The organism is Mycobacterium sp. 1164985.4, assembly GCF_001668575.1.
Taxonomy (GTDB): Bacteria; Actinomycetota; Actinomycetes; order Mycobacteriales; family Mycobacteriaceae; genus Mycobacterium.
Genome location: NZ_LZMD01000046.1, coordinates 61,154 through 74,956, shown reverse-complemented (window position 1 = coordinate 74,956; position 13,803 = coordinate 61,154). Strand labels below are relative to the sequence as shown.

Genomic DNA, 13,803 nt, shown 5'->3' with positions numbered 1-13,803 from the left:
AGTGCTTGCTTTCCTACCGGACCCAGGAAGTGCTCGGGAGCTCAGATGACAATCACTCGTACCGCCACCGAACCGGGCATCGTCTCGGTCACCGTCGACTATCCGCCGGTCAACGCGATTCCGTCGCGCGGCTGGTTCGACCTCGCCGACGAGATCACCAAGGCCGGGGCCGACCCGGAGACGCACGTGGTGATCCTGCGCGCAACCGGGCGGGGCTTCAACGCCGGAGTCGACATCAAGGAGATGCAGCGCACCGAAGGCTTCACGGCGCTGATCGATGCCAACCGCGGCTGCTTCGCGGCGTTCAAGGCGGTCTACGAGTGCGCGGTCCCGGTGGTCGCCGCAGTCAACGGCTTCTGCGTCGGCGGCGGCATCGGGCTGGTCGGCAACGCGGACGTCATCGTCGCCTCAGACGACGCGACATTCGGGCTGCCGGAGGTCGAACGCGGCGCGCTCGGCGCGGCGACGCACCTGTCGCGACTGGTGCCACAGCACATGATGCGCAGGCTGTTCTTCACCGCCGCGACTGTCGATGCGGCGACGCTGCACCACTTCGGGTCGGTGCACGAGGTTGTTCCGCGCGAGGAACTCGACGAGTCCGCGCTGCGCGTCGCGCGTGACATCGCCGCCAAGGACACCCGGGTGATCCGGGCGGCCAAGGAGGCGCTGAACCTCATCGACGTGCAGCGAGTCAACTCGAGTTACCGCATGGAACAGGGCTTTACGTTCGAGCTGAACCTGGCAGGCGTCTCCGACGAGCACCGCGATGCCTTCGCGGGCACGTCCAAGGGGGAGAAGTGACAGACAAGAGAACCACGCTCGACGAGGCCGTCTCGCAGATCCGCAGCGGCATGACCATCGGCATCGGCGGATGGGGCTCTCGCCGCAAGCCGATGGCATTCGTGCGGGCACTGCTGCGCACCGACGTCGATGACCTCACCGTCGTCACCTACGGCGGACCCGATCTCGGCCTGCTGTGCTCGGCGGGCAAGGTGAAACGGGTCTACTACGGATTCGTCTCGCTCGACTCGCCGCCGTTCTACGACCCGTGGTTCGCCAAAGCGCGCACCACCGGTGCGATCGAGGCCCGCGAGATGGACGAGGGCATGCTCCGATGCGGGCTGCAGGCGGCCGCGCAACGGCTGCCGTTCCTCCCCATCCGGGCTGGGCTCGGCAGCGACGTCCGCGCGTTCTGGGGTGACGAACTGAAGACCGTGCGCTCCCCTTACCCCACCGGCGAGGGTTACGAGGAACTCATCGCGATGCCCGCGCTGACCCTGGACGCCGCCTTCGTGCACATGAATCTCGGCGACGCTCAAGGGAATGCGGCGTACACGGGCATCGACCCGTACTTCGACGACCTCTACCTGATGGCCGCCGAACGTCGCTTCCTGTCCGTCGAGAGGGTGGTGCAGACCGATGAACTGGTCAAGGCGGTGCCCCCGCAGGCGCTTCTGATCAACCGGATGATGGTCGACACCGTCGTCGAGGCGCCCAACGGCGCACACTTCACGACGGCAGAACCCGACTACCGGCGAGACGAGAAGTTCCAGCGCCACTATGCCGAGGCGGCCAAGTCCGACGATGACTGGCAGGAGTTCGTCCGGACATATCTGTCCGGCACGGAGGCCGACTACCAGGCGGCGGTACGAAAGTTTCAGGCCGTGGACGCGAGGAGCGGAGAGGCAGGAGCTCAGTGATGTCGGTTTCCCGCGCCGAGGTGTGCGCTGTCGCATGCGCCGAATTGTTCCGTGACGCAGGCGAGATCATGGTCAGCCCGATGACCACGATGGTCTCGATCGGCGCTCGACTGGCCCGCCTGACGTTCTCCCCCGACATCCTGCTGACCGATGGCGAGGCCCGCCTGCTCGCCGACACCCCGGCGATCGGCGCCGCAGGCGCGATCGAGGGATGGATGCCGTTCGGCCGGGTCTTCGAGACGCTGGCCTGGGGACGGCGTCACGTCGTCATGGGCGCCAATCAGATCGACCGATACGGCAACCAGAATCTGTCGGCGTTCGGATCGCTGCAGCATCCGACCCGCCAGATGTTCGGTGTCCGCGGCGCACCGGGTAACACCATCAACCACGCGACGAGCTACTGGGTGGGCAACCACTCGAAGCGAGTCTTTGGCGACTCCGTTGACATCGTCTCCGGGATCGGTTGGGACAAGGTCGATCCCGATAATCCGGCTTATCGGTTCGTCAATGTGTACCGCGTGGTGACAAACCTCGGCGTATTCGACTTCAACGGCCCCGACCATCAGATGCGGGCGGTATCACTGCACCCCGGCATCGAGCCCGAACAGGTCGCGGAGAACACGTCGTTCGAGGTGCACGGCCTGGACTCCGCCGAGCAGACCCGGCTGCCCACCGAGGACGAGCAGAAGCTGATCCGTGAGGTCATCGACCCCAAGGGACTGCGGGACAAGGAAATACGGTGAGCGACCCGAGCAAGGCCAAGCTGCGCACGCCGCTGACCGAACTCGTCGGCATCCAACATCCGGTTGTCCAGACCGGTATGGGCTGGGTGGCCGGTGCGCGGCTGGTGTCGGCGACCTCCAACGCCGGCGGTCTCGGAATCCTGGCGTCGGCGACCATGACCCTCGAGGAACTGCAGACCGCGGTCACCAAGGTCAAGAGCGCAACCGACAAACCGTTCGGCATCAACATCCGCGCCGATGCGGGCGATGCCGGAGAACGCATCGACCTGCTGATCCGCGAGGGCGTTAAGGTCGCCTCGTTCGCGCTCGCGCCCAAACCCGATCTGATCGCCAAGCTCAAAGACGCCGGCGTCGTGGTGATTCCGTCGGTCGGGCTCGCCAAGCATGCCAAGAAGGTGGCGGGCTGGGGCGCCGACGCGGTCATCGTGCAGGGCGGAGAGGGCGGCGGCCACACCGGGCCGATCGCGACGACGCTGCTGTTGCCATCGGTGCTCGACGCGGTGGACATCCCAGTCGTGGCGGCGGGCGGTTTCTTCGACGGCCGTGGGCTCGCGGCGGCGCTGTCCTACGGCGCAGCGGGCGTCGCGATGGGCACTCGCTTCCTGCTGACGTCGGACTCCACGGTCCCCGATGCGGTCAAGCGGCGGTACCTCGAATCGGGCCTGGACGGCACTGTCGTGTCGACCCGCGTCGACGGCATGCCGCACCGGGTGCTGCGCACCGGGCTCGTCGAGAAGCTGGAAAGCGGGTCACGGCTGCGCGGGTTCTCCGCCGCCATCCGCAACGCGCAGAAGTTCAAAAAGATGTCGGGAATGACGTGGCGATCGATGATCCGCGACGGCCTGGAGATGCGGCACGGCAAGGAGCTGACCTGGTCGCAGGTGGTGATGGCGGCCAACACGCCGATGTTGCTCAAAGCCGGCCTGGTCGAAGGCAATACCGACGCGGGCGTGCTCGCCTCCGGTCAGGTCGCAGGCATCCTCGACGATCTGCCGTCGTGCGGCGAGCTGATCGACATGATCGTGGCCGACGCCATCGAGCACCTGCAAAGCGCCAACGCCTACATCGAGTGAAGCATATTACTTAAATTTGGCCAAGTGAAGCTATAATCTTCATATGGCTGGACTTAAGGGCACTGCTTCATCAGGTCCTCGGGCCACGTTGATCGGGGATGTGGTCGGTTCACGCCGCGCCGCCGATCGCGCGGCCACGCACCGCGCGCTCAGCAATGCGCTGGCAGAGGCCGCCGGCGGAGCCATCGACGCGGCCGCATTCACGGTCGGTGACGAGTTCCAGGGCAGCTATCCGACGGTGGGCGCGGCGATCGAAGCGGCGTTGATCGTCCGCATGGCCGTCGCCCCCGAGATCGATGTGAGGTTCGGCATCGGCTGGGGCGCCGTCACGGTGCTGGACTCGGAGTCGGGCATTCAGGATGGGCCGGGCTGGTGGACGGCCCGCGAGGCGATCGAGTGGACCGCCTCCGCGCAGCGACAACCAGGGCTGGCACTGGTACGTACGTCGTTTCGGGCCGAGGGCGGAAGCCGCCACGATGTGGACGCGGTCAACGCGGCGCTGATTTGTCGGGACCACCTGATTGGATCGCTCGATGACCGCTCATTGAGGATTGTGAAGGGATTGTTGACGGGCAAGACGAAGAAGGACATGGCGACCGCTGAGGGCATCAGCGCGTCGGCAGTGTCCCAACGCGCGGGCCGCGACGGCTTGGACTTGCTCCTGCTCGCGGCGCAGTACCTGCGGGACGTGCCGTGAGTGCGGTCGCCGTTCTGTTGATCGCGATAGGCGTCGCCGATGTCGTTCGGCGGCTTGTCGATCGCGTCTGGTTGTCGGTCGCAGCGGCGCCCCTTGTCGTGGTCGGTTGCGCAGCGTTGGCCGGGTTGTGGCGGTGGGGTGACATCGTGCTGCTCATCGTGGCCGCGGCCGCGGGCGTCGGCTGGGTGCTGCTGTGCGAGCGGGCCGAGCGCAGCGGCCGCGGCCAACTGGCGCCGCTGGTCGTGTTCGGGGGTGCCCTCGGACTGCTGGTATCGCTCGCGGGCTGGAGCTCGGAGGTGGCCGGCGTAGCGGCGAGGTGGCCGTCCTGGGTCGGCATCGCGGTGTCCCCTGACCGGCTGTTGATGGTCGTCGGCGTGATGCTGATGCAACTCGTGACCGGAAATCAGTTGGTGCGCTTGGTTCTTGGCTCCGTCGGTTCGGTCAAGCCGGCGGGCGAGCCGCAGGCCTCGGACCGGCTGAAGGGCGGCAGACTGCTCGGTCCGATGGAGCGGGTGCTGATCCTCGGCCTGGGCCTGGCGGGCCAACTCACCGCCGCGACGGCCGTCGTCGCCGCCAAGAGCATCATTCGCTTCCCCGAGATCAACGCCCAGAAGGCACGCGAGAACGGGGGCATCGGGATCGACGAGGTCACCGAATACTTCCTCGTCGGCAGCTTCGCGAGCTGGATCGTCGCGCTGGGCGGGCTGGCCCTCGCACACTGAACGGTAAGCCTTTCGATTCGCCCGTAATCCGGGCGCGGGTTTCCTACACTCGCGCCCATGAAGACGAACGCCGCCGTTCTGTGGGGACTCAACGAGCCGTGGAGCATCGAGGAGATCGACCTCGACGGCCCGAAGGAAGGTGAGGTGCTCGTCTCGTTCGAGGCGACGGGGCTGTGCCATTCGGACCACCACGTCGTCACGGGTGATTTCGCCGGTGTGCCGCTGCCGATCATCGGCGGCCACGAAGGGGCCGGTGTCGTCGTCGAACTGGGGCCGGGCGTGCGCGACCTCAAGGTCGGCGACCACGTGGTCAGCTCGTTCCTGCCCGCGTGCGGGCGCTGCCGCTGGTGCGCCAGCGGGCATCAGAACCTGTGCGACCTCGGCGCGCTGATTCTGGTCGGTCTGCAGGCCGACGGCACATACCGTCGCAAGGTTCAGGGCAAGGACGTCGGAATCCTGTCCGGCGTGGGCAGTTTCTCCCAGTACGGGACGCTGTCAGAGGCGTCGGTGGTCAAGATCGACGACGACTTTCCGCTGGCCCGGGCCTGCCTGCTGGGCTGCGGGGTGATGACGGGCTGGGGTTCGGCCGTGAACACCGCCGACGTCAGCCCCGGCGACACGGTCGTGATCATCGGGTGCGGCGGCATCGGAAGCGGCGCAATCCAGGGCGCACGACTGGCCGGCGCGGAACACATCGTCGTGGTCGAGCTCGTGGAGGACAAGCGGGAGAAGGCATTCGAGTTCGGCGCCACTCACTTCGTGACGTCCATGCCCGAGGCCATGGAACTGGTCGGTGAGCTCACCCGCGGCGTGATGGCCGATTCCGCGCTGCTGACCATGGGCGTGCTCGAAGGCCGGATGATCGACGAGACGCTCAATATCATCCGCAAGGGCGGCGCGGTCGTCATGACCGCGATCGCCTCGATGGCCGACGTCACGCCGACATTGTCGATGGCGATGATGACGCTGTTCCAGAAGCGGCTGTTGGGCAGCCTCTACGGCGAGGCCAATCCGCGCGCCGATATACCGCGGCTACTCAACCTCTATCGCGACGGCAAGCTCTTGCTCGACGAAACCGTCACTGCGGAGTACAAACTCAACGACATCAACGAGGGTTACGACGACATGCTTGCGGGGCGCAACATCCGCGGTGTGATCATCCACGACCACTCGTGACGGTCGGCGGACCACAGGTGCGCTGGGTGTCGCATGTGCGGTCGGTGCTGGGTACCGAGATCCACGCCGTCCGTAATCGCAAGCTCGACCTGAATCCCGCCGATCTCACGAGATTCACGTTCCCGTTGATGTTGGGCCTTGCCGGTGTATTGGCCTTCGGCGCCGTGCCGCTGGTCGTCATCCGTAGCAGTGTCAGCACCGACGACGTGTTGGTTCCGCTGGTCGGTTCGCTGGCGCTGACCGCGGTGGGCACGGCCGTGATGACTTGGCTCATCGCCATCGTCGTCTCCGGTCTTGTGCTGATGGTCTTCTACCGAACCGCACCTACGACGTCGTCGCGCCTGGTGATCCGCACGGTCGTCGACTCGTTCGACCGCGTCAGCGACACCGCGGCGCGGCTGGCCACGCTCGCCCTGGTTGCCGGGCTCGTCGCGCTGGCCATCGGGTTGCCTACTCATCGCGACGACGAGTTGGCGCATCCGGTCATCGACGACCTTCTCACCGCGCAGATCGGGGTGCTGTTGGCGGCGCTGGGCGTCGCCTATCTCGCCGAAACGGTGCGGTGCGCCGCCGAGCTGGTGGATCGGCAGTCGCTGCTGTTGGCGTGGCCATGGTCGCTCGGGATCTCATGTGTCAGTTGGGTTGTCGCGACCACCATCGGCCCCTTCGAAACGACCCGCACGTTGGAGGTGCTGCTCAACGAGTGGCTCCCGGCCACGGTGAACGGGACCTCGAGGGCCGACGTCATCGCCGATCTCCTGCCCGCGAGCGCCAACTGGTGGGCGGCCGTCGCTCCGCTGCCCGTGATCGCCCTGATATGGATCTTGGAGGCGCGCCGAGACAACGGGTTCGTTGAGATACGCGAGCTGATACGAAGTGAGCGCGATGACCTCAGAGGCGTTCGATGATCGTCACGTTTGCGGTTCCGCCGCCTTCACACATCGTCTGCAGGCCGTAGCGACCGCCGGTGCGCTCCAACGTGTTCAGCATTGTGGCGAAGAGCTTGGCGCCCGTCGCGCCCAGTGGATGGCCGAGTGCGATCGCCCCGCCGCTGGGGTTCACCTTGGCGGGGTCGGCGCCGGTCTCTTTCAGCCAGGCCATCACGACGGGCGCAAAGGCTTCGTTGATCTCGACGGTGTCGATGTCGTCGATCGACAGGCCGGTCTTCTTCAACGCGTACTCCGTTGCGGGGATCGGCCCGGTCAACATGAACACCGGGTCCGCGCCGCGGGCGCTGATGTGGTGAATGCGGGCACGCGGCTTCAGCCCGTGCTCCTTGACGGCCTGCTCAGAGGCCAACAGCACCGCGCTGGCGCCGTCGGAGATCTGGCTGGCCATCGCCGCGGTCAGCCGGCCGCCGTCCACCAGGGTCTTGAGACCGGCCATCTTCTCCAGTGAGGTGTCGCGGGGACCTTCGTCGGTGACGAAACCGTCGACCGGAATGATCTCGTTCTCGAAGTAGCCGGAGCGAATCGCCTCCTGCGCACGCTGGTGGCTCGTCAACGAGTACTGCTCCATCTCCTCGCGGGAGATGTTCCACTTCTCTGCAATCAGCTCGGCGCCGCGGAACTGTGAGATCTCCTGGTCCCCGTACCGGTGCAGCCAGCTCTTCGATTCGTTTGTGGGAGAAGTGAATCCGAATTGCTCGGCGACGGTCATCGCCGATGAGATCGGAATCTGGCTCATGTTCTGCATTCCGCCGGCCACGATCAGGTCGGCCGTTCCGGACATGATCGCTTGTGCGCCAAAGGAAATGGCCTGCTGGCTGGACCCGCACTGGCGATCGACGGTGACGCCCGGGACCTCCTCGGGGAAGCCGGCCGCTAGCCATGAGAGCCGGGCAATGTTGCCGGCCTGCGGTCCGATCGCGTCCACGCAGCCCCCGATCACGTCGTCGACGGCGCCGGGATCCACGTCGACGCGGTCGAACAACCCGCGCCATCCCGCCGCGCCCAGATCCACCGGGTGGACCCCGGCCAGCGATCCGTTGCGCTTACCGACTGCGGTGCGAACAGCGTCGATGACATAGGCCTGTGAAGCTGCAGCCATGATCAGTCCTTCTCTCTTGTGATGCCACCAAGAACGATAGCGAGGTACTGACGGCCGACTTCCTCGGCCGTGAGGGGTCCGCCCGGCTGATACCAGCGGACCGAAACCCATGTCGTGTCACGGATGAACCGGTACACCAGGTCGACGTCGATGTCGGGCCGAAAGTAACCCTCCTCGACGCCCTGGTTGAGCAGGTCGAGCCACATCTTGCGCTGCTCTTTGTTGCGCTGCTCGACGTAGGAGAACCGCTCCTGCCCGGACAGCCGCTTCGCCTCGTCCTGATAGATGACCACCTGCGCGTGCCGGCGTTCGATCGCCTCGAACGAGGTCATGAACAGGCCCTTGAGGCGTTCCAGCGGGTTGGGCTCGGTGTCGACGATCTCCTGGTACCGCGCGAACAGCCAGTCGAGGAAGCCCCGCAGGACCTCGTCCACCATTTCCTCCTTCGAGGAGAAGTGGTGATACAGGCTGCCGGAGAGGATGCCCGCGGAGTCGGCGATGTCGCGCACCGTCGTCGCGCGCAGGCCGCGTTCGGCGAACATCTTCGCCGCGAGCTCGAGCAGCTCATCCCTACGCGTCGGCGGCTGGCTCACCGACGGTTGCTTCTGTGGCACCTGACCCACTGACACAGGGTATCAACCAAGCGCTTGCTCGGCTACTGCCGTGTGCGTTCTCGATCCGAGGTTCGGTACACATGAGCGGTGACCGACGCGGCCTGGATCCCGGTTGGCTGGGGTGCCATCGCCGTGTTCATCGCCATCTCTCTCGGGTATCGCGATGCCCGCCGGCCCATCGCCGCTGAACAGAAAATTCAACTCGGGCTCTTGACGGTGCTGACCCTCGGTGCCTTCCCAATCCTTTATCTGATCGCCTACAAAGCGGGCACGCGGCGGACCGCCGATAGACGGGTCACCAGCTAAGCCCGCTGACTCGACACCGAAATCACCTCTCCAGTCAGATAACTGGAGTAATCACTGGCCAAGAACGCGATCGTCGCGGCGACCTCCCACGGCTCGGCCGCGCGACCGAACGCCTCGCCCTCGGAGAGCCGGTCCAACAGATCCGAGCTGCTGGTTTTCTCCAGGAACTTGTGCCGCGCGATGCTCGGGGACACCGCGTTGACGCGCACCCCGTACTCGACGCCTTCGATCGCACTGCATCTCGTCAGCGCCATCACGCCCGCCTTGGCCGCCGCGTAATGTGACTGCGAATGCTGTGCGCGCCAACCCAATACGCTGGCGTTGTTGACGATCACGCCGCCGTGGTCGGCTTCGCGGAAGTATCGCAACGCCGCCCGCGTCGCACGCATCACCGAGGTCAGCGTGACATTGAGGACGCGGTCCCACTCCTCGTCGGTCATGTCGATGACCGGTGTCTGTCCGCCCAGGCCCGCATTGTTGACCAAGACGTCGAGCCGGCCCAGCCGCGCCGTCGTCGACGCGATCAGCGCGTCCACCTGCGCGGTCGAGGTGACATCGCACACGACACTCTCGACGCGGCCCAAGCCGAGTTCCTGCAACTGGTCGCGGGTCTCACCCAGCCGCCGTTCGTGGTGATCGGACACGACCACATCGGCCCCCTCGGCCAGCGCCCGACGTGCCACCGCCGAGCCGATGCCTGTGCCGGCCGCCGCCGTCACGACGACGACCTTGCCGGTCAGCAGGCCGTGTCCGTCAATCTCTTTCGGAGCTGCAGAAAGATCCTTCGTCACCCTTTTGGTTCCCTCGGTAGGCCGAGCACCCGCTCGGCGATGATGTTGCGCTGCACCTCGTTTGATCCGCCGTAGATGGTGTCCGCCCGCGAGAACAGGTACAGCCGCTGCCACTCGCTGAAGTCCCCGTCGGTCAGCGTCAAGCCTTCGCGGCTGAGCACATCCATCGCGATCTCGCCGAGCTCACGATGCCAGTTGGCCCACAACAGCTTCGACACGTTGTCTTGGCCCCCGCCCATGTCGCCGCCGGGACGGCTCCGGTGCTGCCCGAGGTCCATCGTCGCCAGCGCATACGACCGCATCGTCCGCAGGCCCGCCCACGACCGGGCCAGCCGCTCGCGGATCAACGGATCATCCGCGGCGCCCGTGCGTTTGGCCAACTCGGCAACCCCGGACAGCTCGCGTGCGTACTCGATCTGTTGCCCCAGCGTCGACACACCGCGCTCGAACGTCAGCGTGCCCATGGCCACCCGCCAGCCGTCGCCCGGCTCGCCCACCACCAACGACGCGTCCGTGCGGGCGTCATCGAAGAAGACCTCGTTGAACTCCGAATCGCCGGTCAGCTGCACGATCGGGCGGATCTCCACGCCCGGCTGATCCAGCGGGACCAGCAGGTACGACAGGCCCGCGTGCCGCCTGGAGCCCTTCTCGGTGCGGGCCACGACGAAGCACCACTGCGCCCAGTGCGCCAGCGACGTCCACACCTTCTGGCCGTTGATCACCCACTGGTCGCCGTCGAGTTCGGCGGTGGTCGACACATTGGCGAGGTCGCTACCGGCGCCCGGTTCGGAGTAGCCCTGACACCACAACTCGGTGACGTCGAGGATCTTCGGCAGGAATCGCTGCTGCTGCTCGGGGGTGCCGTACGCGATGAGCGTCGGCCCGAGCAACTCCTCACCGAAGTGGTTGACTTTCGCCGGGGCGTTCGCGATCGCATATTCCTCGTAGAACGCGACCCGGTGTGCAACCGACAGCCCGCGCCCGCCGTGCTCTTCCGGCCAACCCAGGCATGTCAACCCCGCCGCCGCCAGATGCTGGTTCCACGCTCGGCGCTCCTCGAATGCCTCGTGCTCTCGCCCCGGCCCGCCGAGCCCCTTGAGCGCGGCGTACTCGCCGACGAGGTTGGCAGCAAGCCAGTCACGGACCTCGGCCCGGAACTCCTCGACCTCAATCACCCTTGTAGGCTAACCTACCAAGCACTTGCTTTGTTAGAGGAGCATTCGATGACGTGGGGCCACGGCCGAAGGCCAGGGGACGATCGGCGGACCATCCCCGGGGTCCTCGACCGGATCGCCGACCGGTTCTCCGACCACGATGCGCTGGTCACAGATGGTCGCACCTTCACCTTCGCGCAGCTGCGCGACGAGGTCCGCAGGGCGGCCGCAGCCATGATCGCCCTCGGTATCACGGCCGGTGATCGCGTCGCCATCTGGTCGCCGAATACGTGGCACTGGGTCGTCGCCTGTTTGGGCACCCACTACGCGGGCGGGGTCGTCGTCCCGCTCAATACGCGCTACACCGCGAGCGAGGCCACCGACATCTTGTCCCGCACCGGGGCGCCGTTGCTGTTCGCATCGGGTGAGTTCCTCGGCGCCGATAAGGCCGCCTCCATCGACCGCGCCGCCCTCCCGCAGCTACGCCACGTGGTCCGGGTGCCGATCGAGAAGGACGACGGCACCTGGGACGACTTCATCGCCGCCGGCACCGACCTGGATGCGGTGGACACCCGCGCCGCCGCGGTACAACCCGACGACGTGTCCGACATCCTGTTCACCTCGGGCACCACCGGCCGCAGCAAGGGCGCGCTGTGCGCGCACCGGCAGTCGCTCGACGCCCCCGCGGCCTGGGCCGAGTGCGGCCGGCTCACCAGCGACGACCGCTATCTGTGCATCAACCCGTTCTTCCACAACTTCGGATACAAGGCGGGCATCCTCGCCTGCCTGCAGACCGGCGCCACGCTCATCCCCCAGCTGACGTTCGATCCCGAGAAGACGATGGCCGCCGTGCAGGAGCACCGCATCACCGTGCTGCCGGGACCGCCGACGATCTACCAGACGCTGCTCGACCATCCCAAGCGCGCCGACTACGACCTGAGCTCGCTGCGGTTCGCGGTCACCGGTGCCGCCACGATCCCGGTCGTGTTGATCGAGCGTATGCAGACCGAACTCGACATCGACATCGTGCTGACCGCCTACGGCCTCACCGAGGCGAGCGGTTTCGGCACGATGTGCCGTCCCGACGACGACGCGGTCACCGTGGCCACCACGTCCGGACGCCCCATTGCCGATTTCGAACTGCGCATCGACGGAGGCGGGCTGAACGGTGAAGATTCGAGCACGGGCGAGGTGCTGCTGCGCGGTCCGAACGTGATGCTGGGTTACCTCGACGACCCCGAATCCACCGCTGCGGCCATCGACCCCGAGGGCTGGCTGCACACGGGCGATGTCGGCACCGTCGACGATAACGGCAACCTGCGCATCACCGACCGTCTCAAGGACATGTACATATGCGGCGGGTTCAACGTCTATCCGGCCGAGATCGAGCAGGTGCTGGCACGGCTGGACGGCGTCGCCGAAGCTGCCGTGATCGGCGTGCCGGACGATCGGCTCGGCGAGGTCGGCAAGGCTTACGTCGTTCTGAAACCCGGCACCGCACTCGACCAAGAAGCCGTAATCGCCTACACCCGGCAACATTTGGCGAACTTCAAGGCTCCCCGATCGGTGGAGTTCCTGGATGCGTTGCCACGGAACGCCGGGGGCAAGGTACTCAAACCACAGCTGCGCGAGAGGGCCGGATCTTCCTGATGGACCTGAATTTCGACGACGCCACACTCGAGTTCCAGGCCGAGGTGCGCGAGTTCCTCGCCCGGAACCGAGACTCGTTCCCCACGAAGTCCTACGACACCGCCGAAGGTTTCGAGCAGCACCGCCGCTGGGACAAGGTGCTCTACGATGCCGGATTGTCGGTGATCACCTGGCCGGAGAAGTACGGCGGCCGCGACGCCAGCCTGCTGCAGTGGGTGGTCTACGAGGAGGAGTACTTCCGCGCCGGCGCCCCCGGCCGCGCCAGCGCCAACGGCACGTCGATGCTGGCTCCCACGCTGTTCGCGCACGGCACCGAGGAACAACTCGACCGAATCCTGTCGAAAATGGCCAGCGGCGAGGAGATCTGGGCTCAGGCCTGGTCGGAGCCCGAGTCGGGCAGCGATCTGGCTTCGCTGCGGTCGACGGCGACCAAGACCGACGGCGGTTGGCTGCTCAACGGGCAGAAGATCTGGAGCTCACGCGCGCCGTTCGGCGAGCGTGCGTTCGGGTTGTTCCGGTCCGACCCGGAAGCCGAACGCCATCGCGGGCTGACCTACTTCATGTTCGACCTCAAGGCCGACGGCGTCACGGTCCGCCCGATCGCACAGCTGGGAGGCGACACCGGCTTCGGTGAGATCTTCCTCGACGACGTCTTCGTGCCCGACAACGACGTCATCGGCGAGGTGCACGAGGGCTGGCGCGCGGCGATGAGCACGTCGAGCAACGAGCGCGGAATGTCGCTGCGAAGCCCGGCCCGTTTCCTCGCGCCTGCAGAACGTCTTGTGTCGCAGTGGAAACAAAAGCCCGACCCCGCGATCGCCGACCGGGTCGCCGACGCCTGGATCAAGGCACAGGCCTACCGGCTGCACACGTTCGGCACGGTGACCCGCGTGGCTGCGGGTGGCGAACTGGGCGCCGAGTCGAGTGTGACCAAGGTGTTCTGGTCCGACCTCGACGTAGCCATTCACCAGACCGCCCTGGACATGCGCGGTCCCGACGCCGAACTGGTCGACAACTGGACCGAAGGGTTGCTCTTCTCCCTCGGCGGACCGATCTACGCGGGTACCAACGAGATTCAGCGCAACATCATCGCCGAGCGCCTGCTGGGCCTGCCGCGAAAGTAACCAC

Annotated in this window: 15 protein-coding genes; 11 read left to right on the top strand and 4 right to left on the bottom strand. The window is 66.4% G+C overall.

Features of this window, described 5'->3' with window-relative positions; translation table 11 throughout:
- Positions 1 to 45 precede the first annotated feature (45 nt).
- From echA20 to A5650_RS06665, 8 genes are read left to right on the top strand one after another with little or no spacing between them, the layout of a single operon-like run.
- Positions 46 to 801: a (7aS)-7a-methyl-1,5-dioxo-2,3,5,6,7,7a-hexahydro-1H-indene-carboxyl-CoA hydrolase gene (gene echA20 / locus A5650_RS06700; RefSeq protein ID WP_067287864.1), complete on the top strand. Its 756-nt coding sequence runs from the start codon at positions 46 to 48 to the stop codon at positions 799 to 801.
- Positions 798 to 1,700: a cholesterol ring-cleaving hydrolase subunit IpdA gene (gene ipdA, locus A5650_RS06695; RefSeq protein ID WP_067287862.1), complete on the top strand. Its 903-nt coding sequence runs from the start codon at positions 798 to 800 to the stop codon at positions 1,698 to 1,700. The genes echA20 and ipdA overlap by 4 nt, the downstream gene beginning before the upstream one ends.
- Positions 1,700 to 2,443 carry a cholesterol ring-cleaving hydrolase subunit IpdB gene (ipdB, locus tag A5650_RS06690; protein ID WP_197501803.1) on the top strand — a complete coding sequence of 248 codons (744 nt, stop codon included), beginning with the start codon at positions 1,700 to 1,702 and terminating at the stop codon, positions 2,441 to 2,443. Before ipdA ends, ipdB begins: the two co-directional genes overlap by 1 nt.
- The gene (ipdC, locus tag A5650_RS06685; RefSeq protein WP_067287860.1) at positions 2,440 to 3,516 is read left to right on the top strand and encodes a (3aS,4S,5R,7aS)-5-hydroxy-7a-methyl-1-oxo-octahydro-1H-indene-4-carboxyl-CoA dehydrogenase; all 1,077 of its coding nucleotides are present in this window, start codon (positions 2,440 to 2,442) and stop codon (positions 3,514 to 3,516) included. Before ipdB ends, ipdC begins: the two co-directional genes overlap by 4 nt.
- Positions 3,517 to 3,559: 43 nt before the next feature.
- Positions 3,560 to 4,213 (top strand): SatD family protein, encoded by a 654-nt coding sequence (locus A5650_RS06680; RefSeq protein ID WP_067287859.1) that lies wholly within the window; start codon positions 3,560 to 3,562, stop codon positions 4,211 to 4,213.
- Positions 4,210 to 4,935: a hypothetical protein gene (locus A5650_RS06675; protein ID WP_067287856.1), complete on the top strand. Its 726-nt coding sequence runs from the start codon at positions 4,210 to 4,212 to the stop codon at positions 4,933 to 4,935. Before A5650_RS06680 ends, A5650_RS06675 begins: the two co-directional genes overlap by 4 nt.
- A gap of 57 nt (positions 4,936 to 4,992) precedes the next feature.
- The gene (locus A5650_RS06670) at positions 4,993 to 6,111 is read left to right on the top strand and encodes an NDMA-dependent alcohol dehydrogenase (RefSeq protein WP_067287854.1); all 1,119 of its coding nucleotides are present in this window, start codon (positions 4,993 to 4,995) and stop codon (positions 6,109 to 6,111) included.
- The gene (locus A5650_RS06665) at positions 6,108 to 7,019 is read left to right on the top strand and encodes a hypothetical protein (RefSeq protein WP_067287850.1); all 912 of its coding nucleotides are present in this window, start codon (positions 6,108 to 6,110) and stop codon (positions 7,017 to 7,019) included. The genes A5650_RS06670 and A5650_RS06665 overlap by 4 nt, the downstream gene beginning before the upstream one ends.
- Here the strand turns inward: A5650_RS06665 and fadA6 are convergent.
- Together fadA6 and kstR2 are read right to left on the bottom strand one after the other, a co-directional pair.
- Positions 7,003 to 8,160, bottom strand: coding sequence for a steroid 3-ketoacyl-CoA thiolase FadA6 (gene fadA6 / locus A5650_RS06660; RefSeq protein ID WP_067084427.1), 1,158 nt, complete (start codon positions 8,158 to 8,160; stop codon positions 7,003 to 7,005). The genes A5650_RS06665 and fadA6 overlap by 17 nt on opposite strands.
- Positions 8,161 to 8,162: 2 nt before the next feature.
- Complete coding sequence (kstR2, locus tag A5650_RS06655) at positions 8,163 to 8,753, bottom strand: TetR family transcriptional regulator KstR2 (protein WP_082950646.1); 591 nt, start codon at positions 8,751 to 8,753, stop codon at positions 8,163 to 8,165.
- A gap of 108 nt (positions 8,754 to 8,861) precedes the next feature.
- Here kstR2 and A5650_RS06650 point away from each other — a divergent pair, with 108 nt between their 5' ends.
- Positions 8,862 to 9,080: a hypothetical protein gene (locus A5650_RS06650; RefSeq protein WP_067287848.1), complete on the top strand. Its 219-nt coding sequence runs from the start codon at positions 8,862 to 8,864 to the stop codon at positions 9,078 to 9,080.
- Here the strand turns inward: A5650_RS06650 and ipdF are convergent.
- Entirely contained in the window at positions 9,077 to 9,871 is a 795-nt protein-coding gene (gene ipdF, locus A5650_RS06645) for a (5R,7aS)-5-hydroxy-7a-methyl-1-oxo-2,3,5,6,7,7a-hexahydro-1H-indene-carboxyl-CoA reductase (RefSeq protein WP_067287845.1), read from the bottom strand. The genes A5650_RS06650 and ipdF overlap by 4 nt on opposite strands.
- Positions 9,868 to 11,046, bottom strand: a complete 1,179-nt coding sequence (ipdE1, locus tag A5650_RS06640; RefSeq protein WP_067287843.1) for an acyl-CoA dehydrogenase IpdE1 — start codon at positions 11,044 to 11,046, stop codon at positions 9,868 to 9,870. Before ipdE1 ends, ipdF begins: the two co-directional genes overlap by 4 nt.
- A gap of 48 nt (positions 11,047 to 11,094) precedes the next feature.
- On the opposite strand from ipdE1, the gene fadD3 reads away from it, so the two are divergent.
- Positions 11,095 to 12,675: a 3-((3aS,4S,7aS)-7a-methyl-1,5-dioxo-octahydro-1H-inden-4-yl)propanoate--CoA ligase FadD3 gene (gene fadD3, locus A5650_RS06635; RefSeq protein ID WP_067287840.1), complete on the top strand. Its 1,581-nt coding sequence runs from the start codon at positions 11,095 to 11,097 to the stop codon at positions 12,673 to 12,675.
- Positions 12,675 to 13,799 carry an acyl-CoA dehydrogenase family protein gene (locus A5650_RS06630; RefSeq protein ID WP_067287838.1) on the top strand — a complete coding sequence of 375 codons (1,125 nt, stop codon included), beginning with the start codon at positions 12,675 to 12,677 and terminating at the stop codon, positions 13,797 to 13,799. The genes fadD3 and A5650_RS06630 overlap by 1 nt, the downstream gene beginning before the upstream one ends.
- The last annotated feature ends 4 nt before the right edge of the window (positions 13,800 to 13,803 follow it).

Bases quoted from the DNA above. Each gene is read 5' to 3' on its own strand.
- echA20 (WP_067287864.1), top strand. From the start codon at position 46: ATGACAATCACTCGTACCGCCACCGAACCGGGCATCGTCTCGGTCACC.
- fadA6 (WP_067084427.1), bottom strand. From the start codon at position 8,160: ATGGCTGCAGCTTCACAGGCCTATGTCATCGACGCTGTTCGCACCGCA.
- A5650_RS06670 (WP_067287854.1), top strand. From the start codon at position 4,993: ATGAAGACGAACGCCGCCGTTCTGTGGGGACTCAACGAGCCGTGGAGC.
- ipdB (WP_197501803.1), top strand. From the start codon at position 1,700: ATGTCGGTTTCCCGCGCCGAGGTGTGCGCTGTCGCATGCGCCGAATTG.
- A5650_RS06680 (WP_067287859.1), top strand. From the start codon at position 3,560: ATGGCTGGACTTAAGGGCACTGCTTCATCAGGTCCTCGGGCCACGTTG.
- fadD3 (WP_067287840.1), top strand. From the start codon at position 11,095: ATGACGTGGGGCCACGGCCGAAGGCCAGGGGACGATCGGCGGACCATC.
- A5650_RS06630 (WP_067287838.1), top strand. From the start codon at position 12,675: ATGGACCTGAATTTCGACGACGCCACACTCGAGTTCCAGGCCGAGGTG.